The organism is Corynebacterium sp. c25Ua_47 (genome assembly GCF_039907205.1).
GTDB lineage: Bacteria > Actinomycetota > Actinomycetes > Mycobacteriales > Mycobacteriaceae > Corynebacterium > Corynebacterium hiratae.
The window spans coordinates 131155-142060 of record NZ_JASBOH010000007.1 but is presented as its reverse complement, the minus strand read 5'-3'; the positions used below and the strand labels follow the sequence as shown (position 1 = coordinate 142060).

Below are 10906 nucleotides of genomic sequence, written 5' to 3'. Positions count from 1 at the left end.
CTATTCCCTCCTCTTAGTCTCGAGTCAGAACATCGAGAGCGGCACGGTGAAGGAAAACCTTGGAGCGGCCTTGTTGGATTTCTTCTAGGATTCCTAAATCTACGAGATGCGCCAGCCACGCGCTGGCGGTTTGGCGTTTGACGAAGCCCGTCTCTACCACGTCAGTAATGCGTACATAGGGCTTGATAAGAATGAGCTCGGCCATCTCGAGGGGATGGTTAATCACGCCCGCAGAACGTATTCGTTGCGCAGTGTTTTCCTGGATAGCCCGAAGCTGGGTAATCATCGAGGAGGCGTCGGCAGCCGCTGCGTGAACGCCGCGGATCATAAAAAGAAGCCAGTTTTCCCATGCTCCCTTAGCTGTCACAGCGTTGAGATGGCGATAGTAGTCTGCTTTGTTTCCGACGATATACCCGGACAGGTACAAAACCGGCAGCTCAAGAAGATCTTCTTGGATGAGGTAGAGGACGTTAAGGATTCGTCCAGTGCGCCCATTGCCATCGTAGAAAGGATGGATTGCTTCAAATTGATAGTGAAGCAGTGCCATCTTTACAAGGGAATCAACGTCGTGGCTGCAATATATATAGTCCTCCCACGCTGCGAGATGGTCCTCGATAATCTCCCTTCCTTCAGGTGGGGTGTAGAGCCTCTCCTTCGTTACAGGGTTACCGATAAACGTGCCCGGAAGTGAACGCACCTCGGCCTGAGTATCTAGAAGGGTGCTGCATACGATTTTTGCTGTCTTTTCTGATAGAGGTCGCTGCGATAGTGAGGAAAGTCCAGCGTGGAGCGCGGCGTTATAGCGAAGAGCCTCCTTGGTGGCAGGAGTCGGCTCGGCATCGACGTGCCACGCCGCACGGAAGAGCTCGTCATTAGTGGTGACGATGTTCTCAATCTCGGAGGAAGCACGAGCCTCACGCAGTGGAATCGTTGAGGTGATGATCTCCGGGTTAGGGATGAGCTGGCAGGCCGTACGCAGTTCAGCCAGTTTTTCCTTAGCATCGATGATGGCCTTAAGCACGGGAACGGTTTCCACCACTTCTGCAGGGGGGAGGGGTGGAAGCTCATTGTAGGGGGTGTCCGGGCTATAGGTTGGCATGGTAAAAGAATAGACATGTTGAGCAGATATGTCGATTTTTTTCAGAATTTTCGACATATCTGGATGACTTGTCGATTGCGTCGACATATCGGCGTACCCTCAGACGTTGACGTGTTAACAAATTAAGAAAGGCATCCTTATGGCGAAAATCGGCATCATCCTCGGCTCTACCCGCGACGACCGCGCCGGACTGGCCATCGCCCAGTGGGTCACCGACCTCGCTCAGGGGCGCGACGTGGACTACGAGCTCATTGACCTCAAGGCCTTCGACGTTCCGATCCTCACCACCTCCGTCATTCCTATGGCGGCAAACAAGAATTACGAGGATCTGCAGTGAGGTTACCCTCGTTTAGTGGACACCCTATTTGTACGGATCTTGTGTCCGTAAGAGAGGATGTTCATTGTGAGTCAACAGCGCAAGAAGTACACGCCTGAGTACCGGCGTGAAGCCGCAAACCTGGTAATCGAGTCAGAGCGCCCGATTGCCCATGTGGCTAAAGAGATTGGTGTTTCCGCCGGGCTTTTAGGCCGCTGGGTCAAACTCGAGCGTGAGCGTCGAGGAGCTTCAGATGGGATGAGTGAGGCTGATCTTCGTGCTGAGAATGCTCGCCTGCGCCGTGAGTTGGCAGAGGCCAAGATGGATAACGAGTTTTTGTCAAAAGCGACAGCCTTCTTCGCCGCGAAGCAACGCGAGCAGAAAAGTTCGAACTAATGCAGCAGGAGAAGGCAAACTACAGCATCAAACGCATGGCACGGCTATTAAAAGTATCTCGGTCTGGATACTACAAATGGGCCCATGTGCAGCAGAAACGACTATCCGGAAAGGATGATCGTGTTGCATTTTACGATGATGTTGACCGAAAGATTCATCAGATTTGGAAAGACTCTGATGAGGTTTATGGTGCTCCGCGGATCACCGCAGAACTTACCGAGCGCTACCAGATCACATTGAATCGCAAGACTGTGGCTAAGCGGATGCGCATGATGGGCATTGAAGGGATTTCACCGCGTGCCTTTGTCCCAGTGACAACGATTCAAGCCAAGCGTAAGTCAACTCTTCCTGACCTGGTCAAGCGCATGTTTGATACTGGTGAGCTGAATCGGGTGTGGATGTCGGATATTACCTACTTGCGCACCGGTGAGGGCTGGTTGTATTTGTGCGCGGTCCGCGATGGTCATTCCCGCAGGGTACTGGGCTGGGCTATGGATAGTGTTCAAGACACACACCTGGTTGAACGGGCCCTGCGGATGGCGCATACGCTGCGCGGTGACGTTCCTGATGGGCTGGTGTTTCACGCTGACCGTGGAACGCAATTCACCAGCGAGAAGCTCTGGGAGGTCTGCCGCAGACTAGGCATTGCCCAGTCTGTGGGGCGTACTGGTGTGTGCTTCGATAACGCGATGGCCGAGTCGTTCTGGTCGACGCTAAAGACTGAATTCTACGACCGTAAGCGATGGCCTACCCGTGATGCTGCACGCAAGGCTGTTGCCTACTGGATTGAAGTCGTCTACAACCGTCGGCGCCGGCACTCCGCACTCGGAATGGTCAGCCCCGTCGACTTCGAGAACCACGCCGGCGCAATCAACAGCAGAAAAGAAATAGCTGCCTAACCCCTAGGTAGCTCCACTACGTGTCCACGATTTGCGGGCAACCCCAGCAGGTGCAGGCTTGGTCCGATGCTGTCGATTCCTGCGACGGCTATATCTTTGTCACCCCGGAGTACAACCACTCCGTGCCGGGCGCTTTCAAGAACGCCGTCGATTCCCTCGGCGCCGAGTGGGTAGGCAAGCCGATTGCGTATGTGGGCTACAGCTTCAGCGGCGGCATCCGCGCGGTAGAGGCGTGGCGCCTCATCATGGCGAACTTCTCTATGAAGCAGCTGCGCACCCAGCTGGATATCTCGCTGAATACCGACATGAAGGATGGCACCTTCACCCCGGCTGATTTCAAGGCCGGGATCGTCGAAAACATCTGCGCCGAGCTGGAAGAAGTCCTATCCTAGGGCGCATGGAAAAGGTAGCAGTCGTCACAGGAGCATCGTCGGGGATCGGGGAGGCGTCGGCAAGAGCGTTGGCGGCCGACGGTTGGCATGTTGTCGTCGGTGCGCGTCGCGTAGAGCGCCTTGAGGCCCTCGCGAAGGACATCGGCGGCGAGGCGCACGCCCTCGACGTAACCTCGGACGAGTCCGTGGCTGAGTTCGTCTCCCACCTCGACCGCGTGGACCTCTTGGTCAACAACGCCGGTGGCGCGAAGGGCTTGGAACCTCTCGTGGAGACCACCGTAGAGGACTGGCAGTGGATGTACGACGTCAACGTCCTAGGCACTGTCCGTATGATCCAAGCCCTCATGCCGAAGCTGCGGGGTGGGCTCATCATCAACATGGGCTCCGTTGCCGGTTGGAACGTCTACGAGGGCGGCTCCGGCTACAACGCCGCTAAGCACGGTGTGCGCGTGATTTCCCGTGCACTTCGTATCGAGGAGCACGGCGTTCGTGTCACCGAACTCGACCCGGGCCGTGTAGCCACGGCGGAGTTTTCCCTCAATCGTTTTCGGGGCGACACCGAACGTGCTGTACAGGTGTATGACGGCGAACTCAACCTCACCGCAGAAGACATCGCTGAGGCCGTGCGTTGGGTGGCCTCGCTGCCGGAGCACGTCAACATTGACACCATGACCATTAAGCCGCGCACGCAAAGCTAAATTACCTGTTTCGCTGCAGGTGAGACGCCTCTTATAGTGGCATGCGTTAGTGAAAACACATGTGAGTATGGGGGTGTTAGATGGCATTCAGCGCCATAGTGGCCTTAATGGGTGTGTGGTTCGCGGCGATGGCCTCGCCAGGACCAGACGTGGTGCAGATTATTCGTTTGGGTGCACGCTCTACGCGCGCGGCGGTGTGGGCCGCAATCGGTAGCACCACCGGCTTGATGATGTGGACCGTTGCTTCGCTAGCGGGGCTTACCGCATTGATTTCGGCGCACCCGGAAATCCTGGTGGCGCTGCAGGTTGCCGGCGGCAGCTATCTGCTGTGGATGGCTTTTTCTGCCATCAGCGGTGGCATCAAAGAGCGCCGTGCACCGGCAACTATGAACCCTCAACCGCGCGGGTTCACCCCGGATGGCATCATCAGACTCGGCACGGCGTACCGCATGGGCCTGGTCAGCGACCTTTCCAACCCCAAGGTTCTGATTTTCTTCGGCGCTATCTTTGCCAATTTTATCGATCCGGACATGGGCTTGAGCGCCAATGCCACGGTTGGTTCTGTGTTGGTTATAGAAAGCCTCATTATTTTTGTTGGTGTCGCGCTGTGTACTCGTGCGGTGTCGAAGTGGATGGCGAAGAACTCCGCCAGTGTCGATATCTTTAGTGGCGTAGTGTTTGCCCTGCTTGGCGTCATCATTCTGGTGGAGGGACTGCTCAGTGCAGCCGCTGGGTATGCTGGTCAGCATGCTAGAAGTCTCAATTAAGGGAGAATCCATCAAGCTCGGCCAGTTCCTCAAACTGGCATCCTTGGTCGCCACCGGGGGTGAGGCCAAAGAACTTATCGAGCAAGGCCAGGTCACCGTCAATGGGGAAGTGACTAAGCAGCGCGGTGCAACGCTGGCGCTTGGCGACGTCATCTGCGTCTCCGACACCTGCGCCCGCGTCGTCGAAGACGACGACGATTATTTTGATGAGGCCACCGCCGATGATGACTTCGACCCGGAGAAGTGGAGGAACCTTTAATGCCCGCCTTTGAAGCAGAAGTAGGAATGCCCTACTGGATTACTCTGGCTAGCTCCGACGTGAAGGCTTCCGAGGAGTTTTATTCCGCCGTGTTGGGCTGGGAATTCGAAGAGGGCATTGCCCGTCTGGAGGGCCTGCCGATCGCGGAGATCGTCCCTGGCCAAGACACTTGGGCAACGTACTTCCTTTCCCGCGACTTGGAAGCCGACTGCGCCCGGGTAGAACAACTCGGCGGCAAGATCCTCGCATTAGGCGCGCCGTTGGCGCTTGTTCTGGACAACAGTGGTGCCATGTTTGGTTTGACGCAGCCGGAGCTCGACCGCTTCGTTGCTGGCGGCGAGCCGGGGACCCCGGTATGGCACGAGCTGACGGTCTCGGAGAATTTCCACTCGACGTTGGACTTTTATGGCGAGCTCTTCGACTGGGAAATCCGTGGTGATGAGCACTACGCGGTTGCAGAGGAGGAAGGCGCTGCCTTTGCCGGGTTCTGGCACGCGGAGGGCTTGCCGAGTTTCTGGCAAACCTACCTGGGCGTGCGGGATATCGACCAAGCGGCGAAGGCTGTGGTGGATAACGGCGGAAAAATCATTCGCGAGCCCCACGATTCACCATTCGGCCGCCTGTGCCTGATCGAGGATTCCACGGGCGCGACTCTGACCTTGTGTGAGGTCGAGGATGCCCCCGAAGAACCCATCGAACTCTAGGGTTACGGAGGTCGTGCGCCGCATACCGCCCGGCAATGTCTCCACATACGGAGAGATCGCAAAAGTGGCGGGCGTCGGCCCGCGGTATGTGGGCTGGGTGATGTCGAAAAGCACAGATCTGCCCTGGTGGCGGGTGGTTAACAGTACCGGCCGCGCCCACACTTCCGCCGCCCAAGTCCATTGGGATGAAGAAGGTATCCCACACCGTGGGGACCGCGTGATCCTTTCGAAGTGCGGTCTGGATGCGGCGGATCTGGGAGGGTGAAAGTGCGCGCTTGGCTCTTTTTGACCATTGCCATCATCAGTGAGGTGGTGGCGACTTTATGCCTCAAGGCGGCGCTAGAGCACCCCGCGGTCTATGTCGTGGTGGTGGCGGGCTACGTCGTCGCTTTTTCCGCCCTGCACCAAGTGTTGCGCTGCGGCATGCACGTGGGTGCGGCCTATGGCATCTGGGGCGCAACCGGCGTGGTGCTTACCGCAGGGTTGTCCGCGTACCTCTTTGGCGAACAGCTCACGCCGCTCATGTTGGTGGGCATGGGGTGCATCATCGTCGGCGTGGTCTGCGTTGAAATGGGCGGCAGGGAACCGAAGACCACGCTCGTGGAGGTGGATCCTTGATCTGGTTATCCCTTGCCATCCTCATCGAAGTCGCCGGTACATTGGGCCTGCGTATGCTGGCCGTTCATGGGCAGAAGGCGTGGGTAGCGTGGGTCGTCGTGGCCTATGTGTCCTCCTATGTTTTCTTGTCGTTGGCTCTCCGTCAGGGCATACCGCTAGGTGTGGCCTATGGAATCTGGACTGCCTGTGGCGTGGCGCTTACTGCTCTTTTATCCTTCATGCTTTTCCGCGAGCCTTTCACTTGGCTTAAGGGTTTAGGGGTCGCGCTGATCATTGGCGGAGTGCTCCTAGTGGATATGGGGTAGAGCCGGCTATCCCATTCGTCGTTGTAAACGACGGATCCTTCCTAGAAGGGGATTTCTTCACCGCCTTCAGATTTTTTGTTCTTCGCCTTTTCTGTTTGGCGTGCGGCTTCTCGTTGTTCTTTGTCTAGCTCGGCTTTAAGCTCCTGAGCCTCGCGATGCTTCCTGGTGCGATATCCTTCAATATCTTGTGCGATGCTCCGTGCCCAGCGCTTGCGCTTAGGAGCCAGCGGCCCGGAAGGCTCTGTGATTGCCCAAGTTCCGTCCTCAAAAAGCCAGACCACATCCCCGGTATCAGGGTCCAAGATATAAAAGGCCCGTCCATCGGTTTTCATATTGTGGTGGTGCTGGCACAACGCCACCATGTTGTCCGGATGCGTTGGCCCACCATCGGCGTAGTTAATCCGGTGGTCTAACTGACACAACCACGCCGGCATTCCGCAGCCAGCGGCACGGCAGGTGCCATCGCGGCCTTCAACGTATTTGCGAACCATCGTGGCTGGTCCGTAGCTCTTAGAGGCCTCCGGCTTGGTGCTCAAATCTCTTACCGTTGTGGACTGAGCCGGGATGTCTCCACTTGCCAGCCATGTCCTTCCACGTACACTGGGGCGTCCTCTACATCGTCGGCTTTATATGTGTGGAGCACTACTCGGGCAGCTTCTGGCTCCACCTTTCCGGTAGTGAGGAGGATCAGCGCTTCCGCCATGGACACCTCATGCTTTTCGGCTGCTGCCTTAATTGCTTCATGGATGATGATTCCGACGCTGCTGTCCACCTCGAGTTCTAGGGTGGCGCGCTGGGCGCGGGTCATCATGGAGTACCGATTCTTTGGGCGCTTATCCTCCACGGCGATGGAGTCATCATGCACTTTGACAAGGTCGCGTATCCGGCGGCGAATCTGCGCGGCGGTGGGAAATACCTGATTTGGCTTAGTCGGGGTAAACCACCGAGCTAATGAGGCATCAATTGCGGCGACCACCTCCTTTGAAGGCTGGCCTAGTTTAGCCATCACCTGATCGATAGCAATCAAAGCCGCTAAATCCAGCAAATGGTTGGCATCTTGCAGAGCCTTTACTTGAGGAAGCTCGGTAAGGCGGTGAAGGCCCATGATAATGCGGGCTACCGCGCCAGCAGATTTACCGGTCTTTATCCCAAGGCGCATGCAAGCAGTATCGGCGTCCTCGTCAAGTGCGGGAAGAACGCTGGACCAGAATTCATAGTCTGCCTGGCGTACACCTTGACCTGCCACGCAGACCGGATCATTCGGATTGGAATGAGAAAAATAGGACGCATTAACAACGTCTGTAGTGGAAGACACGAAACGCGCAACCCCCTCTTTCTTAAGTGAATTACTGAGAGGATCCGAACCCCCACTGTTCGAAACCCCTTTCGAAAAACGAGTTTATGCCACACCCTCGACGATGTCTACCCCGGAAGAAAAGTTGTTAAAGGGGAGGCAACTGAGGTGACAGATGCTGGCGAGGTGTGGTTTCAGTCGGTCTCCGACTTGAAGCGGGGCGTGCGGAAGTCCCCTGGAGTGGGACGTATGTTTGGTTAATGCTCCCTCACTAGAGATTGTTAAAATTGTGACTTGAGTTAATCTATGCACGTGCTGAAACCTACCCCGCTCATCGTTGGCCTTGCTCTTGCGGCTCTCACGGCGCCACCCGCCCATGCCCTGACGTTCAATCCTGAAAAGGTTCCACCACGCACCCAGATGACCGTGCGTTATGCCGACGGAAACTCAGTCTCCACCGGAAATGGCCATGAGTCCCGCGCCGCGCTATCCCTGGCCAAGCTATACCTCGGCATGTGGGTGCTGAAGTACGGCGCGCCGGAGGATAAAGCCCGCGTGGAGAACATGATTCGTTTCTCTGAGGACGGAACTGCCAGCGACTTAGAGTGGAAATATCCGCAGGCGATTCCCTCCATCATCGGTGAGTATCAGCTGGGGGAGACCCACCACAACGGCTACTGGGGAAATGTCACGACGTCGACGGAGGATCTCACGCGCTTCATCGGGGTGATTTCTGGCGATCCGGTTGCCGCGCCGATCACGAAGGGCATGGCGACGGCAGCGCCCACGGCGGCCGACGGTTACCGCCAGGACTTTGGCACCGCACGAATCCCGGGCATCATCGGCACGAAATTTGGGTGGTCGGATGATCGCCAAGTTCACGCGAGTGCCTCTTTTGGTCCGGGTTATAGTGTGGCGGCTAATACCTATGGTTCCCCGGCGGATCTCACGACGGATGTTCTCGGTGCGGTGGAGGTTTCTCCGCAGGCGCCGAGCTTGCCGACGCCCCTCCAAGATGCGCGCGATAGGGCGTGTGCGGAACTGAAGCGCGCTGTGCCGAGCTCGTCGCAGGTGTGCTGACCAACCAGGAAATAAGCTAAGAAGTACCTTTGCGCTTGCTAAGAAATCAATATATTCTCGGCTGTCAACGAAGCAGTTGCTAGCCCGAAAGGTATTTCTGATGCGCAAGACGTTGTCCATTTTGACCATTGCTGTTGCAGCTTTGAGCGCTGCCCCAGCAGCGACTGCGAAGAGCGACCAAACCCGTTCGCTTATTTCCCCAGGCGCGTGTGCCACCATTACCAAGTTGGCAAATGAAGGAAAGCCCGTTCCGGATCCGTCTATTCTGCGCGATGCCGATTCCGTTCCTTCTTACTTCCAGAGCGGGGTCCTTAAGTACAAGGTGGCGGATGATTTCCCCTACCGCGAGCAGCTCGATGCCGCGGTAGCTGAGTGGAACGACGCGCTCGACGGGAAGGCCTCGCTTAAGGAAGTAGCGCCGTCCGAGGCTGATGAAGACACCATCGCCATCATCTACAAGCCGGAACCGAACGGTTACGTCCAAGGTACGGCCTACCCGGACCATGGGATGCTCTTCATCAAGACCGCTAACGCTCAGTACCCAGAGGCGCTCCAAGGCACTATCGCCCACGAGCTCGGCCACATGATGGGCGCGGGTCACTCCTGCGCCCACGCGCTCATGGCCGGTGCGAACCAGAATCCCATTTCTTATCATGTGACTCCGCTCGATGCGGTGGCTGTCCTGCAAGGACAGTTCGACTAAGTCACCGCAGGCTGGCCGCGCCCGGCGAATGCGAATAGGTGTCGTCGGTCTTGGCCAGGCGGTGAGCGCGGATTCCCAGGTAGATGACCGTCGGGTACATGATGAGCGCCACGAGGACATACTGCGTGACGAGCTGCCAGGTTTCCTCCCACATGTAGTTCCACGCGAAATGGAGACAGAAGGAGAAAAACAGCGCGCCCACGCCAATGCCGAGGCGCCACCACCATGGTTTATGCGCGGCGTAGATAGCCCAGCCGATGCCAAAACCTGCGATGGCAGAGAAGCACATGTGCAGGCACGGGCCTGCAACAAGGCGCAGACCCCACATCTGGAGCATGCCGATCCAGTCTGAGGTCGGGTGCATCAGTGCACCCATCGCGGAGTACAGGCTGTTTTCCAGGACTTCGAAGCCCCAGCCCACGAGCGCACCGACGATGAAGCCGTGCCAAGGCCGGTTGAGCTGTCGGAAGCTGAGGAGGATGAAGACCACGCCGAGGGCCTTGGCAAATTCTTCCGGATAAGCACCGGCCCAGGACATCATGGATTCCTCCCAGCCCAGGCCCACGGAGAGGTCGGTCAGTGGGGAGGCTGACAGCAGCGCCAAGGTCACAGCAGCGCCGGCTCCCCAGAGCACGCTTGCCGACGCCCACCCTTTCCCCGGCCTTGCCCACATCGGACTGCGACTCCACAGGAACAGGCCCAGCGCTAAGAAGCCGACGCCGAGGATCAAGCTAACGAGGCCCGGCAGAGGAGCCACGAAGAAAATGCCGAGCAGATTAATCAGGGAAATCGGTAGGCAGAGACCAATGATGATCCACAAGGTAACGCGGAAGATTTTGCTCATCAGAAGGCCTCCATAAATTGTTGGGCAAGGTCGGTCGGGTCACCATTGGAGAAGACGATCTGATAGTTGAGATCGCCTTTAGCCACGCTGAAGGCGAAGACCGGAATAAAGCCATCCGTTTCAAGGGTGAGAATGCCTCCGGCATCTTTAACGTCTTCTTTCTTCGGCATGCCCTCGAAGCTGGTTGCGCGCACGGCGCGGCGCAAAGCGAGTGCATCGTCCTCGACGCCTTCGGTGACATAGGCCTCGACCAAGGTATCGCCGCAGTCCCAGGCCTGGTTGGCCATGGAATCATGATTTACGCTGCACGTAAGGCCCTCGATGGGTTGGCGCCACTCAGGGTCATCGAGCACCACTTCTTCCATTTCAGGTTCACGTTCCGGCAAGGCCAAGCTCAGCACAGCGGGCAGCCCAAGGACGAGCAAGGTTGCCCCGAGCACGGCGAAGAAAGGTCCCGTCATCTTCGCCGGAGGGAAACGATAAGAAGTCATGCACACCACACTAACGCGTGCTTCTGACATAGAGTGAAGTG

The 10906-nt window shown here is 57.3% G+C and carries 16 protein-coding genes and 1 pseudogene; 12 read left to right on the top strand and 5 right to left on the bottom strand.

The window, feature by feature from the left end; translation table 11 throughout:
- Positions 1 to 13: 13 nt before the first annotated feature.
- Positions 14 to 1186, bottom strand: coding sequence for a Fic/DOC family N-terminal domain-containing protein (locus QKE52_RS08335; protein ID WP_230308949.1), 1173 nt, complete (start codon positions 1184 to 1186; stop codon positions 14 to 16).
- A 52-nt stretch (positions 1187 to 1238) separates the two neighbouring features.
- Between QKE52_RS08335 and QKE52_RS08330 the strand changes: the two are divergent.
- The 10 genes and pseudogenes from QKE52_RS08330 to QKE52_RS08285 form a co-directional block, all read left to right on the top strand.
- A pseudogene (locus QKE52_RS08330) lies at positions 1239 to 1427 on the top strand (NAD(P)H-dependent oxidoreductase); the annotation flags it as partial.
- A gap of 66 nt (positions 1428 to 1493) precedes the next feature.
- Positions 1494 to 2710, top strand: a protein-coding gene (locus QKE52_RS08325) for an IS3 family transposase (RefSeq protein WP_347948553.1) whose coding sequence is annotated in 2 segments (ribosomal slippage) — positions 1494 to 1755 and positions 1755 to 2710 — 1218 coding nt in all. Because the reading frame shifts where the segments join, the coding sequence is not laid out codon by codon here.
- Positions 2711 to 2730: 20 nt separating this feature from the next.
- Positions 2731 to 3102 (top strand): NAD(P)H-dependent oxidoreductase, encoded by a 372-nt coding sequence (locus QKE52_RS08320; protein WP_257995583.1) that lies wholly within the window; start codon positions 2731 to 2733, stop codon positions 3100 to 3102.
- A 5-nt stretch (positions 3103 to 3107) separates the two neighbouring features.
- On the top strand, positions 3108 to 3800 hold the full coding sequence (locus tag QKE52_RS08315) for an SDR family oxidoreductase (RefSeq protein ID WP_175974152.1): 693 nt from the start codon (positions 3108 to 3110) through the stop codon (positions 3798 to 3800).
- 80 nt (positions 3801 to 3880) lie between these two features.
- On the top strand, positions 3881 to 4567 hold the full coding sequence (locus tag QKE52_RS08310) for a LysE family translocator (protein WP_046648600.1): 687 nt from the start codon (positions 3881 to 3883) through the stop codon (positions 4565 to 4567).
- Positions 4548 to 4826 carry an RNA-binding S4 domain-containing protein gene (locus tag QKE52_RS08305; RefSeq protein ID WP_046648682.1) on the top strand — a complete coding sequence of 93 codons (279 nt, stop codon included), beginning with the start codon at positions 4548 to 4550 and terminating at the stop codon, positions 4824 to 4826. The genes QKE52_RS08310 and QKE52_RS08305 overlap by 20 nt, the downstream gene beginning before the upstream one ends.
- Positions 4826 to 5530 (top strand): VOC family protein, encoded by a 705-nt coding sequence (locus QKE52_RS08300; protein ID WP_070517092.1) that lies wholly within the window; start codon positions 4826 to 4828, stop codon positions 5528 to 5530. Before QKE52_RS08305 ends, QKE52_RS08300 begins: the two co-directional genes overlap by 1 nt.
- Entirely contained in the window at positions 5502 to 5795 is a 294-nt protein-coding gene (locus QKE52_RS08295) for an MGMT family protein (protein ID WP_080975120.1), read from the top strand. The genes QKE52_RS08300 and QKE52_RS08295 overlap by 29 nt, the downstream gene beginning before the upstream one ends.
- A gap of 2 nt (positions 5796 to 5797) precedes the next feature.
- On the top strand, positions 5798 to 6148 hold the full coding sequence (locus QKE52_RS08290) for an SMR family transporter (protein WP_046648597.1): 351 nt from the start codon (positions 5798 to 5800) through the stop codon (positions 6146 to 6148).
- Positions 6145 to 6453 (top strand): SMR family transporter, encoded by a 309-nt coding sequence (locus QKE52_RS08285; RefSeq protein ID WP_046648595.1) that lies wholly within the window; start codon positions 6145 to 6147, stop codon positions 6451 to 6453. Before QKE52_RS08290 ends, QKE52_RS08285 begins: the two co-directional genes overlap by 4 nt.
- Before the next feature lie 41 nt (positions 6454 to 6494).
- Here the strand turns inward: QKE52_RS08285 and QKE52_RS08280 are convergent, their stop codons facing one another.
- Positions 6495 to 6989: an HNH endonuclease signature motif containing protein gene (locus QKE52_RS08280; protein ID WP_293777836.1), complete on the bottom strand. Its 495-nt coding sequence runs from the start codon at positions 6987 to 6989 to the stop codon at positions 6495 to 6497.
- A 5-nt stretch (positions 6990 to 6994) separates the two neighbouring features.
- Positions 6995 to 7768 (bottom strand): hypothetical protein, encoded by a 774-nt coding sequence (locus QKE52_RS08275; RefSeq protein ID WP_293777839.1) that lies wholly within the window; start codon positions 7766 to 7768, stop codon positions 6995 to 6997.
- A gap of 285 nt (positions 7769 to 8053) precedes the next feature.
- Between QKE52_RS08275 and QKE52_RS08270 the strand changes: the two genes are divergently transcribed.
- Positions 8054 to 8827: a hypothetical protein gene (locus QKE52_RS08270; RefSeq protein WP_070517095.1), complete on the top strand. Its 774-nt coding sequence runs from the start codon at positions 8054 to 8056 to the stop codon at positions 8825 to 8827.
- A gap of 100 nt (positions 8828 to 8927) precedes the next feature.
- Complete coding sequence (locus QKE52_RS08265; protein WP_347948552.1) at positions 8928 to 9530, top strand: hypothetical protein; 603 nt, start codon at positions 8928 to 8930, stop codon at positions 9528 to 9530.
- A 1-nt stretch (position 9531) separates the two neighbouring features.
- On the opposite strand, the gene QKE52_RS08260 is transcribed toward QKE52_RS08265, so the two are convergent.
- Positions 9532 to 10374 (bottom strand): PrsW family intramembrane metalloprotease, encoded by an 843-nt coding sequence (locus tag QKE52_RS08260; RefSeq protein ID WP_049156732.1) that lies wholly within the window; start codon positions 10372 to 10374, stop codon positions 9532 to 9534.
- The gene (locus QKE52_RS08255) at positions 10374 to 10865 is read right to left on the bottom strand and encodes a hypothetical protein (RefSeq protein ID WP_049156735.1); all 492 of its coding nucleotides are present in this window, start codon (positions 10863 to 10865) and stop codon (positions 10374 to 10376) included. The genes QKE52_RS08260 and QKE52_RS08255 overlap by 1 nt, the downstream gene beginning before the upstream one ends.
- Positions 10866 to 10906: the final 41 nt, after the last annotated feature.